The 18,298-nt window shown below is 70.0% G+C and carries 20 protein-coding genes; 8 read left to right on the forward strand and 12 right to left on the reverse strand.

Annotation, left to right across the window (positions count from 1 at the left end; all coding sequences use genetic code 11):
• Window positions 1-4: 4 nt before the first annotated feature.
• From C8D81_RS17940 to C8D81_RS17950, 3 genes are read right to left on the reverse strand one after another with little or no spacing between them, the layout of a single operon-like run.
• Window positions 5-502: a general stress protein gene (locus C8D81_RS17940; RefSeq protein WP_094356413.1), complete on the reverse strand. Its 498-nt coding sequence runs from the start codon at window positions 500-502 to the stop codon at window positions 5-7.
• 45 nt (window positions 503-547) lie between these two features.
• The gene (locus C8D81_RS17945) at window positions 548-1,210 is read right to left on the reverse strand and encodes a VOC family protein (RefSeq protein WP_133626528.1); all 663 of its coding nucleotides are present in this window, start codon (window positions 1,208-1,210) and stop codon (window positions 548-550) included.
• Between the two features lie 2 nt (window positions 1,211-1,212).
• Window positions 1,213-2,175, reverse strand: coding sequence for an HpcH/HpaI aldolase/citrate lyase family protein (locus C8D81_RS17950; RefSeq protein WP_133626529.1), 963 nt, complete (start codon window positions 2,173-2,175; stop codon window positions 1,213-1,215).
• A gap of 54 nt (window positions 2,176-2,229) precedes the next feature.
• On the opposite strand from C8D81_RS17950, the gene C8D81_RS17955 reads away from it, so the two are divergent.
• From C8D81_RS17955 to C8D81_RS17965, 3 genes are read left to right on the forward strand one after another with little or no spacing between them, the layout of a single operon-like run.
• Window positions 2,230-3,480 carry a magnesium transporter MgtE N-terminal domain-containing protein gene (locus C8D81_RS17955; protein WP_094356410.1) on the forward strand — a complete coding sequence of 417 codons (1,251 nt, stop codon included), beginning with the start codon at window positions 2,230-2,232 and terminating at the stop codon, window positions 3,478-3,480.
• A complete protein-coding gene (locus tag C8D81_RS17960) occupies window positions 3,480-4,049 on the forward strand; it encodes a DUF1003 domain-containing protein (protein WP_094356409.1) in 570 nt (189 codons plus the stop codon). Before C8D81_RS17955 ends, C8D81_RS17960 begins: the two co-directional genes overlap by 1 nt.
• 21 nt (window positions 4,050-4,070) lie before the next feature.
• Window positions 4,071-5,270, forward strand: coding sequence for an Mrp/NBP35 family ATP-binding protein (locus C8D81_RS17965; RefSeq protein ID WP_094356408.1), 1,200 nt, complete (start codon window positions 4,071-4,073; stop codon window positions 5,268-5,270).
• 99 nt (window positions 5,271-5,369) lie between these two features.
• On the opposite strand, the gene C8D81_RS17970 is transcribed toward C8D81_RS17965, so the two are convergent.
• Genes C8D81_RS17970 through C8D81_RS17980 form a run of 3 tightly spaced genes read right to left on the reverse strand, consistent with a single transcriptional unit; the run spans window position 5,370 to window position 8,080 of the window.
• On the reverse strand, window positions 5,370-6,374 hold the full coding sequence (locus C8D81_RS17970; protein ID WP_133626530.1) for a DUF368 domain-containing protein: 1,005 nt from the start codon (window positions 6,372-6,374) through the stop codon (window positions 5,370-5,372).
• A 51-nt stretch (window positions 6,375-6,425) separates the two neighbouring features.
• On the reverse strand, window positions 6,426-7,208 hold the full coding sequence (locus C8D81_RS17975) for an NAD(P)-binding domain-containing protein (protein ID WP_133626531.1): 783 nt from the start codon (window positions 7,206-7,208) through the stop codon (window positions 6,426-6,428).
• Window positions 7,208-8,080, reverse strand: coding sequence for a pyridoxal-phosphate dependent enzyme (locus C8D81_RS17980; RefSeq protein ID WP_208109381.1), 873 nt, complete (start codon window positions 8,078-8,080; stop codon window positions 7,208-7,210). Before C8D81_RS17980 ends, C8D81_RS17975 begins: the two co-directional genes overlap by 1 nt.
• Window positions 8,081-8,173: 93 nt before the next feature.
• On the opposite strand from C8D81_RS17980, the gene C8D81_RS17985 reads away from it, so the two are divergent.
• Genes C8D81_RS17985 through C8D81_RS17995 form a run of 3 tightly spaced genes read left to right on the forward strand, consistent with a single transcriptional unit; the run spans window position 8,174 to window position 10,380 of the window.
• On the forward strand, window positions 8,174-8,677 hold the full coding sequence (locus C8D81_RS17985) for an Lrp/AsnC family transcriptional regulator (RefSeq protein WP_133626532.1): 504 nt from the start codon (window positions 8,174-8,176) through the stop codon (window positions 8,675-8,677).
• A 35-nt stretch (window positions 8,678-8,712) separates the two neighbouring features.
• A complete protein-coding gene (locus C8D81_RS17990) occupies window positions 8,713-9,600 on the forward strand; it encodes a DUF2268 domain-containing protein (protein ID WP_133626533.1) in 888 nt (295 codons plus the stop codon).
• Between the two features lie 12 nt (window positions 9,601-9,612).
• Window positions 9,613-10,380: a MerR family transcriptional regulator gene (locus tag C8D81_RS17995; protein WP_133626534.1), complete on the forward strand. Its 768-nt coding sequence runs from the start codon at window positions 9,613-9,615 to the stop codon at window positions 10,378-10,380.
• A gap of 290 nt (window positions 10,381-10,670) precedes the next feature.
• On the opposite strand, the gene C8D81_RS18000 is transcribed toward C8D81_RS17995, so the two are convergent.
• The 5 genes from C8D81_RS18000 to dapA all read right to left on the reverse strand — a co-directional run bounded on the left by C8D81_RS18000 (window position 10,671) and on the right by dapA (window position 15,576).
• Window positions 10,671-11,057, reverse strand: a complete 387-nt coding sequence (locus C8D81_RS18000; RefSeq protein ID WP_094356403.1) for a sec-independent translocase — start codon at window positions 11,055-11,057, stop codon at window positions 10,671-10,673.
• An 18-nt stretch (window positions 11,058-11,075) separates the two neighbouring features.
• Window positions 11,076-12,401 (reverse strand): S1C family serine protease, encoded by a 1,326-nt coding sequence (locus C8D81_RS18005; RefSeq protein WP_094403346.1) that lies wholly within the window; start codon window positions 12,399-12,401, stop codon window positions 11,076-11,078.
• 16 nt (window positions 12,402-12,417) lie between these two features.
• On the reverse strand, window positions 12,418-13,950 hold the full coding sequence (locus C8D81_RS18010; protein ID WP_094403345.1) for a zf-HC2 domain-containing protein: 1,533 nt from the start codon (window positions 13,948-13,950) through the stop codon (window positions 12,418-12,420).
• Window positions 13,947-14,606 carry an RNA polymerase sigma factor SigE gene (gene sigE, locus C8D81_RS18015; RefSeq protein WP_133626535.1) on the reverse strand — a complete coding sequence of 220 codons (660 nt, stop codon included), beginning with the start codon at window positions 14,604-14,606 and terminating at the stop codon, window positions 13,947-13,949. The genes C8D81_RS18010 and sigE overlap by 4 nt, the downstream gene beginning before the upstream one ends.
• 79 nt (window positions 14,607-14,685) lie before the next feature.
• A complete protein-coding gene (dapA, locus tag C8D81_RS18020; protein WP_208109382.1) occupies window positions 14,686-15,576 on the reverse strand; it encodes a 4-hydroxy-tetrahydrodipicolinate synthase in 891 nt (296 codons plus the stop codon).
• A 75-nt stretch (window positions 15,577-15,651) separates the two neighbouring features.
• On the opposite strand from dapA, the gene C8D81_RS18025 reads away from it, so the two are divergent.
• Entirely contained in the window at window positions 15,652-16,350 is a 699-nt protein-coding gene (locus C8D81_RS18025) for an O-methyltransferase (RefSeq protein ID WP_094359244.1), read from the forward strand.
• A complete protein-coding gene (locus C8D81_RS18030) occupies window positions 16,347-16,901 on the forward strand; it encodes a GNAT family N-acetyltransferase (protein WP_133626536.1) in 555 nt (184 codons plus the stop codon). Before C8D81_RS18025 ends, C8D81_RS18030 begins: the two co-directional genes overlap by 4 nt.
• A gap of 33 nt (window positions 16,902-16,934) precedes the next feature.
• Here C8D81_RS18030 and glgC read toward each other — a convergent pair whose 3' ends face one another.
• Complete coding sequence (gene glgC / locus C8D81_RS18035; RefSeq protein WP_094359240.1) at window positions 16,935-18,164, reverse strand: glucose-1-phosphate adenylyltransferase; 1,230 nt, start codon at window positions 18,162-18,164, stop codon at window positions 16,935-16,937.
• Window positions 18,165-18,298: the final 134 nt, after the last annotated feature.

Genomic DNA, 18,298 nt, shown 5'->3' on the forward strand with positions numbered 1-18,298 from the left:
CGACTCACTGGAAGTCGGCGGCGCGGGCGCCGGGCAGCTTGGCCAGCTCCTCACGGGCCTGGGCGGCGACCTTGTGCTCGCAGAGGATCTCGTATTTCGAGGGGACGGTGGTGCGGACCGAGTTGAAGTCGCGCTTGCCACCGGTCATCGAATAGGCGAGGCCACCGAAGATGATGCTGATCACCACCGCGACCAGGATCGCGACGAGCAGCATCACCAGGAAGTTGTTGCCCTGGGTGAACAGCGACAGCAGGATGCCGACGAGCAGACCGGTGCTGATCCCCGACAGCGCCGAGGACCGGATCACCGTGGCCCAGCTCTTGCGGCCGGTGACCCGCTCGATGAGCTTCAGGTCGGTGCCGACGATCGCCAGGTTCTGCACCGGGAATCGGTTGTCGGCAAGGAAATCCACGGCTCGCTGGGCGTCTTCATACTTCTCGTAGACCCCGACCGACTGCGGGAACTCGAGTTCGAAGCTCAGCCCCTGGAATGGTACGGACATGGTTTCCTCCCGGGTTCGGCGTGGGGCCCAGTCTACCGAGACCGATCAGTCCTCGGCGAACACGCAGAACTCGTTGCCCTCCGGGTCGGCGAGCACGTCCCAGGGCCGGTCGTCGGCGCGCGGCGACACGATCCTCGCACCGGCGTCGGTGAACTCCTCGACGCTGCCCCAGACATCCCAGTGCAACCGGTTCTTCCCCTGCCTGGGTTCCGGTACGCCGACGAACACCATGCTCTCGAACGGCAGCCCGGCACCGGTGATCCACCACCAGTCGACATCCGGTTCGGTGTCGGCGGGTACGCCGAACCGCTCACCCCACCAGCGGGCCTGGGCGGCCGGATCGGCACAGTCCAGTACCAGTTCGTACAACCGGTACGTCGGCACCGTCTCCCGCACGAACACGCAGAGCTCGAGCCCGTCGGGTGCGCGCAGCACCGTCCAATCGGGATGTTCGGCGATCACCTCGGCACCGAGTGAGGTGACCTCCTCCACCGAGGCCGCATGCACATCCAGGTGGGCTCGGGCCTTCTGCGTCTTCGGTTCGGGCACCACGTTCACCCAGACGGTCTCCTCCGCGACACTCCCGCGCAGCGGCTGCGGCTCCCCCGGATCGCGCAGGTCGGCGTCCAGGCCGAGCACCGCCGCCCAGAACTCCACCGAGGTCGCCTGGTCGTCGGTGTCCAGAGCCAGATCCTTGAAGCGCGCCATCTTCACTCCCCGTCGTAGATGTCGGTGCCGGCATCCCGGGCACCGTCGTCCAGCCCGGCCGCGCGGCCCTTGGCGACGATCCGCTGGGCGATCTTCATCCCGGCCTCGTCGACCATCTCGTCGTCCACCACGATCGCCCCGACCGCGCCACCGGCGGACGCGGTCGCTGCGGCGTACGCCTCGATCATTCGTTGCGAGCGTTCGAAATCGGACCGGCTGGGGGTGAAGATCTCGTTGCCGGCCGCGACCTGGTCGGGGTGCAGCACCCATTTGCCGTCATAGCCGAGGGCGGCGCTGCGCCGGGCCGAGCGGCGGAACCCCTCCAGATCGCGGATCGCGACGAACGGCCCGTCGATCGCGGCCAACCCGTACGCCCGGGCGGCGACCAGGATGGTGAACAGCACGTGGTGGAAGGCGTCGGCGTCGTAACCGGCCGGCTGCTCCCCCACATTGGTGGAGGCCATCCCGACCGAGGCCATGAAATCCCCCGGCCCGAAGACCAGCGACCGCATCCGCGGGCTGGCACCGGCGATCGCCTCGACCGCGAGCAGCCCGCGGGCGTCCTCGATCTGGGCCTCGATCCCGATCCGGCCCACCTCGAGACCCTGCCCCCGTTCGAGCTGGGTGAGCAGCAGATCCAGGGCGACGACCTGGTCGGCGGACTGCACCTTCGGCAGCACCAGCGCATCGATCCGCGCGCCGGCGCCGGTGACCACCTCGATCACATCGGCATAGGTCCACTCGGTGCTCCAGTCGTTGACCCGCACCGTCAGCAGCGGCGCCGCCCAGTCCTGCTGGAGCGCGGCCACGATCCGCTGCCGCGCCTCCACCTTGGCGGTCGGCGCCACCGCGTCCTCCAGGTCGAGGAAGACCGCATCGACGCTCAGCCCGCGGGCCTTGGCGAGGAAACGGTCCGACGACCCGGGCACCGCCAGCACCGTGCGGCGTACCTGTTCAGCGTCCATGCCACGACCCTAGACCGGACACATCCGCTGGTCGGTAGGCAGTAACCTTCCCGGGTGACTTCCTCGACCTCCATCTTCATCTCCCGGATCCGCGGCATGAATGTCGTGGACGCCGGCGGTGACCAGATCGGCAAGGTCCGCGACGTGGTCATCCAGGTCCGTACCGAGGGCCGGGCGCCGCGGGCGAAGGGCCTGGTGGTGGAGCTGTTCGCCCGGCAACGGATCTTCGTGAACATGGCCCGGGTGCACTCCATCGACGCACAGCAGGTGGTCATCTCCGGCACCATCAACACCCGCCGGTTCACCCGCCACGAGGCCGAGACGCTGGTGATCGACGACCTCTTCGACCGCCGGGTGCACCGGCGCAACCACACCGAACCGGTGACGGTCTACGACATCTCGATGCAGCAGGTCCGGGGCCGGGAGTGGGAGCTGGCCGAGGTCGCGGTGGCCGAGGTCGCCGGCCGCGGATTCCGGCGCAAGCCGCACGTCACGATCGTCGACTGGTCCGATGTCGATGTGCTGCGTCCCTCCCCGCAGAGCCGGGAGCACGACCAGGTGCTGGCGGAGCTGGAGGACATGCACGCCGCCGATGTCGCCCGCGAGCTGCACGACATGGATCCCGAACGCCGTGCCCAGGTGGTCGAGGCGCTCGACGACGCCCGGTTGGCCGATGCCCTGGAGGAGCTGCCGGAGAGCGAGCAGATCGAGGTGATCTCCAGCATGGAGGTCGAGCGCGCCGCCGACATCCTCGAGGAGATGGACCCCGACGACGCGGCCGACCTGATCGCGGGGCTCGGGGAGGAGAAGGCCGAGGAGTTGCTCGGCCGGATGCAGCCCGAGGACGCCTCCGACGTCCGCCGCCTGCTGGTCTATGAGGAGTCCACCGCCGGTGGCCTGATGACGCCGGAACCGGTGATCATGCCGCCCGACGCCACCGTCGCCGATGCGCTGGCGAAGGTCCGGATCGCCGAGCTGACCCCGGCCCTGGCCTGCATGGTGCACGTCTGCCGCAGCCCGCTGGAGACCCCGACCGGACGCTACGTCGGCGGCGTACACATCCAACGCCTGCTCCGCGAACCCCCGTCGACGCTGATCTCCCAGCTGATCGACGACGACCTGGAACCGCTGCCGGCCGATGCACCGCTGACCGCGGTGAGCCGCCACTTCGCCACCTACAACCTGGTGAACGCGGCGGTGGTGGATGCCGACCAGCACCTGGTCGGTGCGGTCACCGTCGATGACGTGTTGGACCACATGCTGCCCGCCGACTGGCGCGGTCAGCACATGGAGGGAGGTGACTGATGGCCCGCGAACGCACCGAGAAGCGAGACCGGCCCGAGAAGCGGGATCGGGACAAGGGCGACCGCGACCGGCTGAACACACCGGGACGGGAGAGCAGTCGATTCCCCCGGATCCGGATGGACGGCGACACCTTCGGCGAGTTCGCCGAGGCCTTCGCACGGTTCATGGGCACCGCCGGCTTCCTGATGTGGATGACGATCATCATCATCCTCTGGATCGCCTGGAACACCCTGGCGCCCGAGTCGGTGCGCTTCGACCCGTTCCCGTTCATCTTCTTGACCCTGGTGCTGTCCCTGCAGGCGTCCTACGCCGCCCCGCTGATCCTGTTGGCGCAGAACCGGCAGGAGGCGCGGGATCGGATCTCGGTCGAGGACGATCGCCGGCAGGCCGCACAGAGCCGGGCCGACATGGACTTCCTGGCCCGCGAGATCGCCAGCGTCCGGATGAACGTCGGTGAGCTGGCCACCCGCGACTACATCCGTTCCGAGCTGCGCAAGGAACTGCGCGAGCTGCTGGCCGAGCACGACGAGCCCGCAGCTGGTCCCGAACGCGGTTCGGTCGGGGGTTGATCCCGAGATAGGCTGGCACTCATGTCCGAAGCGCCGACCATCCAGTACGCCGATCCGGATCACCCCCTCGTACCGCGGGTGACGACCGCCCTGGCGACGGTCAACGACCCCGAGATCAAACGCCCGATCACCGATCTGGGGATGGTCGAGCGGGTGGACATCGACGCGGCCGGTGAGGTGTTCGTCGGCATCCTGCTGACCACGGCCGGCTGCCCGTTGAAGGGCCCGATCGAGCGCGACGTGACCAATGCGGTGTCCCGGATCGCCGGGGTGTCGGGGGTACGCGTCCAGCTGGGCGTGATGACCGAGGAGCAGCGCGCCGAACTGCGCAAGACCCTCAACGGTGGCCGGGCGCCGCGGGAGATCCCGTTCGCCCGCCCCGATTCGCTGACCCGGGTGATCTGCGTCGCCTCCGGCAAGGGCGGGGTCGGCAAGTCCTCGGTGACCACCAACCTGGCGCTCGCGCTGACCGCCCAGGGCAAGAAGGTCGGCGTACTCGATGCCGACATCTATGGCCACTCGATCCCTGCCATGCTTGGGATCGCCGACGCCCGGCCGACCTCGATCGGCGATGAGAACGAGTCGATGATCCTGCCGGTGCCGACCAACGGCCTGCAGGTGATGTCGATCGGCATGCTGAAGCCGGAGCGCTCCCAGGTGGTCGCCTGGCGCGGCCCGATCCTGGACCGGGCGCTGACCCAGATGCTGGCCGATGTGCACTGGGGCGATCTGGATTTCCTGCTGGTCGACATGCCGCCGGGTACCGGTGATGTGCAGATCTCGATGGGCCAGAAGCTGCCGAACGCCGAGGTGATCGTGGTGACCACCCCGCAGGCGGCGGCCGCCGAGGTCGCCGAGCGGGCCGGCACGATGGCCTCGATGATGAACCAGCGGGTGATCGGGGTGGTGGAGAACATGGCCTACCTCGACTTCACCGCCCCCGACACCGGTGCGAACTATCGGATCGAGTTGTTCGGCTCCGGTGGCGGCGAGCAGGTGGCGCAGACGCTGAGCACCCGGCTCGGCTATCCGGTGGCGCTGCTCGGCCAGGTCCCGCTGGACGAGTCACTGCGTGCCGGTGGCGATGAGGGTACGCCGGTCGTCGAGTCCGCGCCCGAGCACCCGGCCGCGGTCGCGCTGACCGAGCTGGCCGCCGGCATCGGCGCCAAGAAGAAGTCGGTGGTCGGCATGCAGTTGGGGCTCAGCCCGGTGGGTCGCTGACGCGCGGGCGAGACACCAAAAGCTGACACGAGGCCCCAGTTGCAACTGGGGCCTCGTGTCAGTTTCTGGTGTCTCGCGCGGAGGGGTGGCTCGGTCGAGTCAGGCGATCGGGGCCGGGGCCTCGACGGCCTCCCGGCGGCGCATCAGGACCCGCTCGATCCCCCACATGGCGAGCACGACGGCGACACCGACCACGAAGAGCCCGATCGCCGACCACGGCGCGGCGGGCACGGCGAGCAGCGAACCGTCGGCGGCCTGCCAGGGCCAGAGCGCTCGCAGCGAACCGGCCATCAGGCCGAGCATCACCAGCAGCGTCCAGCGGCGGTGCGAGCGGAGCAGCCAGTTGAGCACCTGCACGAAGGTGCCGAGCCCGACGATCGCGCCCAGTGCGAACACCGCGAGGTAGCCGAAGTCGCGCCCGCTGACCGCGGCCAGCGTCGGGGCGTACAGGCCCATCGTCAGCAGCAGGAAGGACCCGGAGACACCGGGCACGACCAGCGCGCAGATCGCCAGGGCGGCGGCGACGAAGACGAAGACCGGGGAGGGATCGGTCGCGGCCGCGCCCGGATCCCGCAGGCCGAGCAGCAGGAACAGCCCGGCCGCGACGATCACGACGACGGCGAGTTCGAGGACCCGGTTGCCGGCCCCGCCGGGCGCGCGGGTCTGGGCGCCCAGCATCGAGATCGGTACCAGCAGGCTGGCCAGCACCATCCCGGCGAAGAGCGCCCGCGACAGCTCCGGGCTGCCCTCGACGAAGCCGTGCATCACGCTGGACAGCGCGACGATGGCGGTGCCCATGCCGATCACCACCGGAATCACCAGGGACCAGCGCACCGCTCCGATCTGCTCGCGGAATGCCTGCGCCCGCGTCTTTCCCTCCGGCGGGCGGATCAGCGCGACGAAACCGCGGACCACACGGGAGGCCGATCCGATCAGGTCGTCGTAGCAGCCGACGACCAGAGCGACGGTGCCGCCGGAGACCCCGGGTACCAGCTCGGCCATGCCGATGACGATGCCGCGCAGCCAGTTGATCAGCAGGGCGAATGGGGATCGCCGCGGTGCACTGGGTCGGGCGTCGGACTCTGGGCGCGTTTCGACAGTCATGAGGCTCCGCGGAGAGGGTGACAAAGTCCAAACCGTACCCGCGGTTCACCGTCAACCCAAGGAATTGTGAGGAACACCACGGGATCGGGCCACCACCTGGTCGAGGGCGGCCGCCAGTCGTGCCCGGTCTACCGGACCCAGCCAGGCGTGTCGAACCAGTTCATTGATCCCGCCCGGCGTCTCGTGATCGCCGACCAGGACGGCCAGCGATCGCCCCGGATCGGCGAGCGACTCACCCAACCCCAGCGCCATCCCGCGGACGAATCCCTCGGCAACGGCCGGTTCCAGCCCGCGGCCGGACAGCCAGTCGGCAATGGCCGCCAACAGGCCGAGCTGGCTGGAGAGCGTCGCAGTGGCCGCCGACAGGGCTTCGAACCGGTCCTCGTCGACCGGCACCAGCACCTCGCCCAGGGATGCGAACACCTCCTTGCTCGTTCGATGATCCGGAAAGATGACCGTGACCCCGCGGTGCGCCCGCACCGCGGGAAGCGGGATCACTCGCATCACCTGCGGCTGATTCGGCAGCAGCCGCTTCAAGTTGGCCAATGAAACACCGGCTGCCGCGCTGACGAGCACGCGGTCGGCCGGGACGTACAGTCCTTCGAGCACGGCGGTGATCGCCCCCGGTGGGACCGTCAGCAGCACCAGTTCGCACCGATCCACCACCGCCTGATTGCTGAGTTCAACCCGTACCGTGCCGTAGCGAGCGGCGAGCGCGCCCGCGGTCCGCGCTCCCCGTGGCGAAAGAGAGATGCCCGGGGGTTGTTCGGTAGTGGCCAGGCCGTCGACGATCGCCTCGGCGATGGCACCGACACCGATGATGCCGATTTGCATCAGATCTCACCCATTGCCGGATTCCGGTTGGCGCCGGTGATGATCGTTGCGATCCGTTCCCCACCGGTGCGGCCGGCGGCGATCGCGGCGATGCCGGCGGCACCGGCCGGTTCGGCGCGCAGAGCCAGGTGCCGTTCGATGAGCGCCATCCCGGTCCGCAGCTCGGCATCGCTGACCAGCACGATGTCGTCCACGGCATCGGTGACGCGGGTGAGCGCCTCGGGGTGCGGGCGTGGGATCGTGATGCCCTCGGCCAGCGCCGAGGTCGGGCGCACCGCGATCGGCCGCCCGGCCCGCCAGCTCTCGCGCATGGTCGGCGCGGTGGCCGGGTTGACGCCGACGATCCGGACGTTCGGGGCGTACGCCCGCAGCCCGAGCGCCAGACCGGTGACCAGGCTGCCGTCCCCGATCGGTGCGACCAGGGTGTCGAACTCGGCAGCGGCGAGCTCGTGGGCGATCGTCGCCGCACCTTCGGCGATGGCCGGGTCGACACCGTCGACGATGAGGCGTACGCCGTCTCCCTCCGCCTCGGCGGCGGCGCGTTCGCGGGCGGCATCGAACCCCTCGGCCACCTCGATCACCGTCGCGCCGAAGGCCGCCATCCGTTCCCGTTTCACCGGGTTCAACTCCGTGTGCGCGTACACCCGCGCGGCCGCACCGCGCGCCGCTGCGGCGTACGCCACGGCCTGGCCGAAGTTTCCGCTGGAGGCGCAGACCACCGTCTCGCCCGGGGTCAGGTCGCGCAGCGCGAAGCTGACCCCGCGGCCCTTGAAGGAGCGCAGCGGATTCAGCGTCTCCACCTTGAGCGTGACCCGAACACCGAGCGCGGCGGAGAGCAGGGGGTCCTCGAACTGCGGGCTGTCGAGGAACACCGCGGGAATCGCTTGCCTGATTGACGAATCATCAAAGTCCATGCCGCCAAACCTAGGGATCATCGCCCGGGTACCGCTTGCAAAGTTTGCGCCATGACGCAACAATTTTGCGTGCCCGGAATCCGTCTGCAACTCGACGAGATCGACCTCCGTCTGCTCGACGAACTGCAGGCCGACGCCGATCGCACACTGCGCGAACTCGGTGAGCTGGTCGGCCTGTCGCCCAGTGCGGTGCAGCGACGGATCCAGCGGTACAAGAACAGCGGGCTCATCCGCACGGTCGCCCGGATCGCACCGGACCAGGCTCCTCAGGTCACCCGCGCGCTGGTTCTGCTCTCGCTGGCCGACGAATCGGTGGAACACCACCGGCGGCTGGCGGACACCCTGCGCGCACATCCGGCGGTGCAGCAGTGCTTCCTGCTGTCGGGCCGCTACGACTATGCGGTCCTGGTGTCAGCCGCCTCGATCCCCGAGCTGCGCGACCTGGGTAACGAGCTGTTCAAATCCGACGACAACATCCGCCGCTACGACACGATGTTCGTGCTGGATTCGGTGAAGGAGGAACTGGCGCTGCCGGCGCGGTTGCTGCTGGGTTGACCTTGCCGCAGCGGCAATGTCTAGCGTCATGCGCCATGACCATCTCGGTGATTGATTCGGCGGCCCTGATGACCGGCATCCTCGACGCCCCCGCCACGGAGCGACCGGAGTTGGTGCGGCGGATGTGGGCTCCGATGGCTGGCATGTACCGGTTCGCACCCGGTGAGATCGATCTCGCCGAGGCGCATCGGCAGAGCTTCGGTTTCGACTGGGGTGACGACGCCGACGAGGTGCGGCAGGCCGTGCGGGCCCTCGCCGACGCCGACGCATGGCGCCGGATCCGGGCAGGGCTGGAGCGCGGCGTCGAGACGTTGCGCAGGGCCGATCCCGAGGCGGGGATCCCCGATCTGACCGTGCTGCTGATCGTCGGCGACCCAGACAACCCGCACTTCATCGACGAGGTGCAGGGGCTGTCGGCATTCGGTGGCATCAGCGGATACATCTCGCTCACCCTGTGGCCCACGGAGACGGTGCTGGAGCGATTGGAAGCGGTCGCGGCGCATGAGCTGCATCACAATGTGCGCTACTCCCCCGGCGGCGTGCGTTGGGATCCGGCGACCGTGGCGGTCGGTGAACAGGTGGTCGCCGAAGGGTTGGCAGACGTGTTCGCCGCCGAGCTGTACGGCGACCTCGGTTACTCACATTTCGTGGCGTCCGCGACCCGGACCGACGACACCGTGCTCGCGAAGGTCGCGAGCGGTCTGGAGGTGACGGGGATGGCGAACTTCACCGCCTGGATCCACGGCGACGCCAGTGCGCGATTGTTCGGCACCGAACCGTTGGGGCTGCCGACCGGTGCCGGGTACGCGGCCGGTGCCCGGTTCGTTCGGGCGTACCTCGACGCCATCGAGGGTACGGCCGCGAGTGCCGTGCGTACGCCGGCCGCCGAGATCCTCGACGTCGCCCGGAACCGTCTGCTCTGAGACGATCTCGGCATGGAGTGGACGGTGCACGAGTTGGCCGCGCGGGCCGGGATCAGCGGTCGCACGCTGCGGCACTACCACCGGATCGGGTTGCTGGAGCCGGATCGGATCGGCAGCAACGGGTACCGCTTCTACGGGCCGGTCGCCGTTGCTCGCCTGCAACGGATCCTGCTGCTGCGGGATACCGGCATGTCCCTGGCCGACATCGCCTCGGTGGTGGACGCTGCCGATTCGACCGAGGCCGAGGTGGCCGCCCTCGAAATGCATCTGGGTCGGCTCGCACACGAGCGGGCGGTGATCGATCGCCGGACGCGTGCCGTCGAACACACCCTGGCCATGCGGCGCGCCGGCCGGGAACCGCGGATGGAGGTGATGCTCGATGGCTTCAATGACCGCTACGAGGATGAGGTTGTCTCCCGCTGGGGGCGGGAGGCATTCGATGCCGCCGACCGCTGGTGGCATGACAAGAACATCGATCAGCGACGCCGGTGGCAGCGCGAGGCGGAGGCACTGCTCTCCCACTGGGGAGAGCTGTGCGAGGCCGGACACGCGGTGGACTCCGAACCGGTCCGCGAACAGACCCGCGCCCACCTCGACTGGCTGGCAGCGATTCCGGGCACACCGACCCACAGCGGTGACGCGGAGCGCTCACGGAAGATGATCTGCGGCCTGACCGACCTCTACGAGAGCGAGCCCGACTTCCATGGCTCCTTCGGCGGCCGGACTGCCGCCGAGTACGCGGCCCGCGCCCTCCGCAGCGAATTCGCCGCCGACAGTTGACGCGGGCGGTGCAGGCTCATCTCGACACGCGACCCATTGCTCCGCTTCGCTGCGCATGGCTCGCTACTCGATGAGCGGGAAAATCGGAGGCGAGCGTCGAGGGGGCTACAGCGCCGCCGCGCGAGCCGACAGAAACCGGAGGCGAGCGTCGAGGCGGCGCGCCCCGCGATGCAGGCCCACCAAGGAGAAATCCCGCGTCAGCCAACCCGTCCACACCAGAAACCGACGCGAGGATTTCGACGACTGGGCCGAAGAGCGGGGCTACAGCGCCGCCGCGCGAGCCGACAGAACTATGTCGCCTCGGGGTCGAAGGGGGCCATGCCGAGGCCGGAGCCGACCTTCTCATCGCGGGCGTCGCTGAGGTTGCTGCGGACCTGGGCGACCTCGGCCCGGACGTCGGCGTCGGCCTGCTGCAGGTCGCGCTTCACATCGTCGATGACCGGCTGCACCTCATCGAGGAGATGCTTCTGCACGAAGGCGCGGGGGTTCAGGTCGCGGATGTCCACATCGGTACCGAGCTCGCGGGACAGCGTGGACTGCGCATTGTTGGCGACCCCGCGCAGGTAGTGCAGCACCCGCGCCGCCTTCTTCGCGAACTCCGGCAGCTTCTCGGGGCCGAAGAGGATGACTGCCAGCACCACCAGCAGCACGAATTCCCCGGGGCCGACATCGAACATGGGGGCCAGCCTAGCCGCTCAGCCGACCCTCGATCCCAGGGTGACCGCGACCTCACCCCGGCCACGGATCGACAGCTTCACCTGCTCGGTCGGCCGGTGGCTGCGGACCCGCACGATCAGCTCCGTGGCGGTGTTCACCGCCTTGCCGTCCACCGACTCCACGATGTCACCGCTGCGCAGCCCGGCGGCGGCGCTCGGCCCACCCGCCTGCACCGAGGCGAGCCGCACCACCCCGTCTGCGTCGGCGCTCACCGAGGCACCGATCACCGGATAGGTGGCCCGGCCCTCGCGAACCAGTTGATCGGAGATCTCCCGCACCTGGTTGATCGGGATCGCGAAGCCCAGACCGATGTTGCCGCCGCGGTCTGCGGACGAGCTGCCACCCAGGGTGAGGATCGCCGAGTTCACCCCGACGATCCGGCCCTGTGCGTCGGCCAGCGGCCCGCCCGAGTTGCCCGGGTTGATGGAGGCGTCGGTCTGGATCCCGTTGATGTACGCCACCGCGTCGTCGGCGCTCTGCCCGCCACCGACGCTGAGGGGCCGCTCGACGGCGGAGACGATCCCCGAGGTCACGGTGCCGCCGAGGCCGAGCGGGGCGCCCACCGCGACGACCGGCTGGCCGGGGCGTACCGAATCGGAATCGCCGAGCTGGACCGGTACCAGCTGATCGCGCTGCGCGACCCGGATCACCGCCAGGTCGTAGCTGGGGCTGCGGCCGACGATCTCCGCCGGCACCCGTTCCCCGCTGGGCAGCTGGACCTGCAGCTCGCCGCCGCCGGAGGCCGGTTCGACGACGTGGTTGTTGGTGATCAGCAGGCCACCGGGCCCATCGATCACGAACCCCGACCCGGTACCGGTGCGGCCGGCGTTGCGGAAGGCGATGGTGACCGTGCTCGGCAGCACCGCCTCGGCGACCTGGCTGACATCGCTCGGGGCACCGGCCGGTCCACCGGGTGCCCGGGCGGGCGTCGGCCGGGTGCTGCTCGCCCCGGCCGGTGCCGGCAGCGCGGTCGGCGCGCCACCGGTCGCCACCGGCGCACCGGGGCCGGTCGAGCGCGCCAACCACATCCCGCCATAACCGGCGCCGCCACCGACGAGCAGCGCGGTCACCGCGGAGACCGCGACCACCGTGGCGAGCCGGGGCCGCGGCGGCGACTGCCGAGCGGGCGGCGGCAGCGGAGCGGTCGGTTGCAGCGGAGCGGTCGGGCCGGGTGGCACCGGCTGGTACTGCGGCTGCGATGGGGGCGGCGGGGTGACGTGCTGCCAGGGTTCGGGTCCCCAGGACGGGCGCTGGAACGACGGCTGCTGATCTCCCCCGTGATCACCGCCGGGCCACTGGCTCACTGTCGACTCCCGGACATCAGCCACCGCCCAGGATCCGCTGCCAGCCGTCGACCACCCGCTGGGTCCGGGTCCGCAGCACCGGCGGGTCGTGCGGCAACGACGCGACGGCGGTGGCCGCCACCTCCTCCGACCCGTCGGTGACCACGGTGATCACGGTGTCGCCGCTCTGCCAGAGGAGTGTGGTGGTGATCCCCAGACTCCGGTACGCACGCAGCTGCGGATCCCAGACGAAGCCCTCGGGCGCACCGCCGAGCGCGCCACGCTGCTGGATCACACTCAGCGTGGTCACCCCGTCGCCATAGACCGTGTGCAGGGTCTCCTCACCACCGCCGGCAGCGTTGTCGATCTCACCGCGGCGAACCTGCACCAGATCCAGTCCGGCCAACCGGTCCGAGCAGCTCCAGCCCTGCTGGGTCAGCACCCGTGCCTGGGCCGGGCCGGTCCCGGAGAGGGTGAGGGTGTCCTGGGCAGCCAGGGCCTGGACGCCACCGGAGGCCGCCCCGGCACCGATCCGTACCCGGCTGAAACCGGCGGAGAGCACGGTCTGCCCCCGCTCGTCGAAGGTCTGCTGCCACAGCACCACCGCGGTCTGCCGGTCCAGCCACCAGCGGGCGACGACCCGGCCGCTCTCGTTGCGGGCCTCGACCACCTGACTGTCATGGCCGGCGATCACCGGTCCGGGCGCGGTCGCCAGCTCGTGGTGGGCGGCGGCCAGTTCGGCGGCCGTGGCCCCGGGGGTCGCACCGGGGGCGGGCCACCAGCTCTGCGCGGTCTGCTTGTCGGAACCGGCCGCCAGCACCCGGGTCCCGGTGGCCGGGTCGGTGACCACCTGCGCGCTGGCGACCCAGTAGCCGTTGAGGTGCCGCACCTGGACCTGCTGGGTGCCGGAGATCGGGGTCGCGGTGCCGGCGCTGTCGGCGCGCTGCAACCACTGCCTCGCCTCGGGGCCGGGGACCAGCACGGTCGGCACCGGGGGCGCCACGGCGCTCTCCACCCGGGGGCCGCCGCGATCGGTGCCCCGCACCGCGGCCACCGCCCGGTTGCCGATCCCGTCGTCGGCGAGCACGGCAGCGAACTCCCGGCGCGCGGTCGAGGTCGGGTCGATGGCGGGGGTGTGGGTGGGCGGCGCGGCGACCCAGCCGACACCGACTGCCCCGACCAGTCCCAGACAACTACCGGCGACCGTGCCCAGGGCCAGCACCCGGACCCGGCGGCGTCGGCTCGGCAACCGGGTGCCACCGCGCGGCGCGCGGGACCGGCCGGCGTCGAAGGGGCGGGCATAGAGCGGGGTGGCGTGGCCGTCCCCGGCGATCGCGGTCAACCGGTCGGCGAGATCGCGTGGCGCCGCGGGGTCGGGGGCGCTGGAGCGTACCCGGTCCTGGAGCCGGCGCAGCTCATCGAGCTCCTCGCGGCAGCCGGGGCAGTCACTGAGATGGGCGAGCAGGCGTTGCCGATCGGGGTCGCCGAGCGCGCCGTCGACGAATGCCGACAGCGCATCGTGCCGGTCGGGGCAACCACCGCCCCGCCGGTGCCCGCCCGAAGCGGTCACCCCTGTTCTGCCTCCACGCCCAGGTAACGACGGCGGGCGCCGGTGGGTTCCCGATGGGCGAGGGCGGAACGCAGTTGCGCCCGGCCGCGGTGGATCCGGCTTCGCACGGTGCCCAGCTTCAGATCGAGCACCTCGGCGATCTCCTCGTAGCTGAGCCCCTCGATGTCGCAGAGCACGACGCAGGCCCGGAACTCCGGCGACAGGCCGGCCAGGGCGCGGGCCACATCATGATCGAGATCGGCGTCGGCGACCGCGTCCTGCGGTTGCCGGGCGTCCCCGCCGAGCCGCTCCTCGGGGTTGTCGCCGAGCCCGTCGAAGCGGATCCGGCGCCCGCGGCGGGCCTGATCGAGGAAGAGGTTGGTGGTGATCCGGTGCAGCCAGCCCTCCAGGGTGCCGGGCTGGAACCGGTGCAGCGAGCGGAAGACGCGGATGAACGCGTCCTGCGTGAGGTCCTCGGCATCGTGCGGATTGCCGGTCAGTCGGTACGCCAACCGGTAGACCCGGGCGGAATGGTCGCGGACCAGCTCCTCCCAGGTGGGCGGCACCCAGTCGGGATCGGCCGCGGGGTCGGGCTTCTGGCGTCGCCTGGCGTTGGTGGTCTCGGGATCCTGCTCAACCGTGGTCGACTGAGCGCGCCAGCGTCCGGTCAGCGGCATCGATCCCCCTCTCGACGTCATCGGGTCCTCATCATGGCGGATGAACCTGTGCGTCACCTGTGAGCGGCTGTGGGGACCCCTAGAGCAGACCGGAGGAGGTCAGGACGTCGGCGAAGGTACGCCGCTGCTCGTCGGTGGCCTCGATCATCGGCGGCCGCAGTCCACCGACCCCGCGGCCCTGCAGCTCGAGGCCGGCCTTCACCATGATGCAGCCCTGGGTGGCGAAGACCCCGGTGAAGGTGGGTTCCAGCCGGCGGTGCAGCTCCAGCGCCTCGGCGACCTCGCCGGCCACGAACCGTTCGATCATCTGCTTGGCCAGCGCCCCGGTGAAGTGCGTCGAGGTGCCGACCAGTCCGACGCCGCCGATGGATAGCAGCGGCAGGGTGGCGGCATCGTCACCGGAATAGAAGGCCAGGTCGGTCGCGGCCATCACCCGACCGGATTCGGTCAGGTTGCCCTTGGCGTCCTTCACCGCCACGATCCGCGGGTGCTCGGCGAGCCGCTTCAGGGTGTCGGTGGCGATCTCGGCACCGGAGCGGTGCGGGATGTCATAGAGCATGATCGGCAGCTCGGTCGCCTCGGCGACGGTGCTGAAGTGCTGTACCAGCGCCGGCTGCGGCGGCTTGGAGTAATAAGGGGTCACCACCAGCAGACCGTCGGCGCCGGCGGCCGCGGCCTGCTCGGCCAGCTCGACGGTGTGCCGGGTGCTGAACGTGCCGACCCCGGCCAGCACCTGGGCCCGGTCCCCGACCGCGGCGACCACGGTGCGCAGCAGGTCGGCCTTCTCCGCATCGGTGGTGGTCGGCGACTCACCGGTGGTGCCGGAGATGACCAGCGCATCGTTGGCCATCTCATCGACCAGGTACGCCGCCAGCTCGGCCGCCTTCTCGTGGTCCACCGCACCCTGCGCATCGAAGGGTGTGACCATCGCGGTCAGCAGGCGGCCGAAGGGCAGATTGGCGGTTGGCATGGAGGCGATGTTACTCGTCGGCATCGGTCGGGCGTGGGTACTACCCACCCGTGTGCCGACGCTAGGCTGACCTGTGTGAATGCGAACCCAGGCGGCAACAGCAGTTCTCGTACCGCGAGCAATCGCGGCCGGTCCGGCAACCAGGCGGCACCGCGCGCCGCGTCCTGGTCGTTCGCCGAGGACTTCGCGGCCGAGCCCGACGGCGCGGCCGATGCCCGGGTGGAGGCCGGCGAGCTCGGGGTCACCCCGGTCTCCCGCGGTGCGGCCAGCCTGCTGACGGTGCTGGCGAAGTCGATCGGCGCCCGTGCGGTCGTCGAGATCGGCACCGGCGGTGGCGTGTCCGGGCTGGCCTTCTTCGCCGGCATGGGCGAGCAGGGCATCCTGACCAGCGTCGACCCGGAGCACGACCACCAGACCGCGGCCCGGAACGCGTTCACCTCCGCCGGGATCGCGAACCGCCGCTTCCGGTTGATCGCCGGTCAGCCGCTGGACGTGCTGCCCAAGCTGAGCGATGGGGCGTACGACCTGGTCTGGATCAACGGCGACAAGCTGGAGTACGGCGAGTTCGTCGCCGAGGCGATGCGGTTGCTGCGGCACGGCGGTCTGCTGGTGCTGCACAACGCCCTGTGGGGCAACAAGGTCGCCGATCCCAACAACACCGAGGACGAGACGATCGTGATCCGCGAGGCGCTCACCGGCATCCAGACCGATGAGGATCTGACCGTGTCCCTGGTGCCGGTCGGCGACGGCCTGCTGGTGGCCGTCAAGGCGTGAGCGACCCCGTCCTGCGGCTGGTCCGTGAGGACGATGCCGCCGAACTGGCGGCGCTGCTGACCTCGAATCGGGAATTCCTGGCGCCGTGGGAGCCGTTGCGCGACCCGGGCTGGTTCACCGAGGCCGGCCAGCTGACCGCCCTCACCGATGCGCTGCTGCGGCACGCCCAGGGCAGCAGCTATCCGATGGTGATCGAGCTGGCCGACCGGATCGTCGGGCGGGCCAACCTCAACTCGATCGTCCGTGGCGCCGGACAGTACGCGAGCGTCGGCTACTGGGTGGCCGAATCGGTCACCGGCCGCGGCATCGCCACCGCTGCGGTCGCCGAGCTGCGGCGTACCGCCTTCGCCGGCTTGAATCTGCACCGCCTGGAGGCGGGCACGCTGCCGGACAACCTGGCCTCCCAGCGGGTGCTGGAACGCAACGGTTTCACCCGCTACGGGTTCGCGCCGGATTACGTCCGGATCGCCGGCCGCTGGCAGGACCACGTCCTCTACCAGGCACTGAACCCGGACTGGTCCCCCGGTCCCGCCGAGGCGTACGCCGGCTGAGCGATCGAAGCCGAGCCCGCCCCCGGTGGGCGGTCAGTCGCGGGTGACGTGCACACCCTTGCCCACGACGGTCACCCCGTTGGGCGAGATGGTGAAACCGCGGGCGCGGTCCTTCTCGGCATCGACGCCGACCTCGCAGCCCTCGTCCACGACCACGTTCTTGTCCAGGATCGCCTTGCGTACCACGGCATTGCGGCCGATCCGCACGTTGTCCATGATCACCGAGTGCTCCACGTTGGCCCACTTGTCGACGCGCACGTTCGGCGAGAGCACCGAGGCGTCGACATCGCCACCGGAGATGATGCACCCGGCCGAGACGATCGAGTCCTCGGCGTTGCCGCGGAGCACGAACTTCGCCCCCGGGCGCTGCGGCTGATAGGTCCAGATCGGCCATTCGTCGTTGTAGACCGAGAAGTTCGGGTTCACCGACACCAGATCCATGTGCGCCTCGTGGTAGGCGTCGATGGTGCCGACGTCGCGCCAGTAGTTCTGGTCCTTCGCGGTCGCACCGGGCACGCTGTTGGTGGTGAAGTCGTGCACCTGGGCCTGCCCCCGCTCGACGAACCGCGGGATGATGTCGCCGCCCATGTCGTGGCGGGCGTTGGTGTCGGCCGCGTCGGCCTCCAACGCCTCCACCAGCGCATCGCGGGTGAAGATGTAGTTGCCCATCGAGGCGAACGATTCCTCCGGCGAATCCGGCAGGCCGGGTGGATCGGCGGGCTTCTCCAGGAATTCTTTGATCTTGTTGTCCGTGCCGGCGTCGATGATGCCGAAGGCGCTCGCCTCCCGCCGCGGCACCCGGATCCCGGCGACCGTGCAGCCCAGCCCGGATTCGATGTGCTGGTTGAGCATCTGCGAGACATCCATCCGATAGATGTTGTCCGCACCGAAGACCACCACATAGTCGGGATCGTCGTCGTTGATCAGGTTCATCGACTGGAAGATCGCATCGGCGCTGCCCTGGTACCAGCGCGGGCCGAGCCGCTGCTGGGCCGGCACCGGGGTGACGTAATTCCCCAGCATGGTTGACATCCGCCAGGTCAGCGAGATGTGCCGGTCGAGGGAATGCGACTTGTACTGGGTGAGCACGCAGATCTGGCGCAGATCACTGTTCACCAGGTTGGAGAGCACGAAGTCGATCAACCGGTAGGTCCCGCCGAACGGGACGGCCGGCTTCGCCCGGTCGGCCGTCAACGGCATCAGGCGCTTGCCCTCGCCGCCGGCGAGGACGATGGACAACACCCGGGGACGCCCTCCTGTCATGACACGAACCTATGGGCCGGTGGTCCCGCCAGACAAGCCCAGTGAGCCCATGGGACGAACTTTCCTTTCCCGGGGTGAGAATTCACTTTCCGATGATTCCTGCGGACCGGGCACCTGCTGTGCCACGATCAATG

Origin of the sequence: Enemella evansiae, assembly GCF_004362375.1 — a bacterium.
Classification (GTDB): Bacteria; Actinomycetota; Actinomycetes; order Propionibacteriales; family Propionibacteriaceae; genus Enemella; species Enemella evansiae.

Coding starts and splice junctions, on each gene's coding strand:
- C8D81_RS17940 (WP_094356413.1), bottom strand. CDS start 502: ATGTCCGTACCATTCCAGGGGCTGAGCTTCGAACTCGAGTTCCCGCAG.
- C8D81_RS17945 (WP_133626528.1), bottom strand. CDS start 1,210: ATGGCGCGCTTCAAGGATCTGGCTCTGGACACCGACGACCAGGCGACC.
- C8D81_RS17950 (WP_133626529.1), bottom strand. CDS start 2,175: ATGGACGCTGAACAGGTACGCCGCACGGTGCTGGCGGTGCCCGGGTCG.
- C8D81_RS17960 (WP_094356409.1), top strand. CDS start 3,480: ATGGCCCGCGAACGCACCGAGAAGCGAGACCGGCCCGAGAAGCGGGAT.
- C8D81_RS17965 (WP_094356408.1), top strand. CDS start 4,071: ATGTCCGAAGCGCCGACCATCCAGTACGCCGATCCGGATCACCCCCTC.
- C8D81_RS17970 (WP_133626530.1), bottom strand. CDS start 6,374: ATGACTGTCGAAACGCGCCCAGAGTCCGACGCCCGACCCAGTGCACCG.
- C8D81_RS17975 (WP_133626531.1), bottom strand. CDS start 7,208: ATGCAAATCGGCATCATCGGTGTCGGTGCCATCGCCGAGGCGATCGTC.
- C8D81_RS17985 (WP_133626532.1), top strand. CDS start 8,174: ATGACGCAACAATTTTGCGTGCCCGGAATCCGTCTGCAACTCGACGAG.
- C8D81_RS17990 (WP_133626533.1), top strand. CDS start 8,713: ATGACCATCTCGGTGATTGATTCGGCGGCCCTGATGACCGGCATCCTC.
- C8D81_RS17995 (WP_133626534.1), top strand. CDS start 9,613: ATGGAGTGGACGGTGCACGAGTTGGCCGCGCGGGCCGGGATCAGCGGT.
- C8D81_RS18000 (WP_094356403.1), bottom strand. CDS start 11,057: ATGTTCGATGTCGGCCCCGGGGAATTCGTGCTGCTGGTGGTGCTGGCA.
- sigE (WP_133626535.1), bottom strand. CDS start 14,606: ATGCCGCTGACCGGACGCTGGCGCGCTCAGTCGACCACGGTTGAGCAG.
- dapA (WP_208109382.1), bottom strand. CDS start 15,576: ATGCCAACCGCCAATCTGCCCTTCGGCCGCCTGCTGACCGCGATGGTC.
- glgC (WP_094359240.1), bottom strand. CDS start 18,164: ATGACAGGAGGGCGTCCCCGGGTGTTGTCCATCGTCCTCGCCGGCGGC.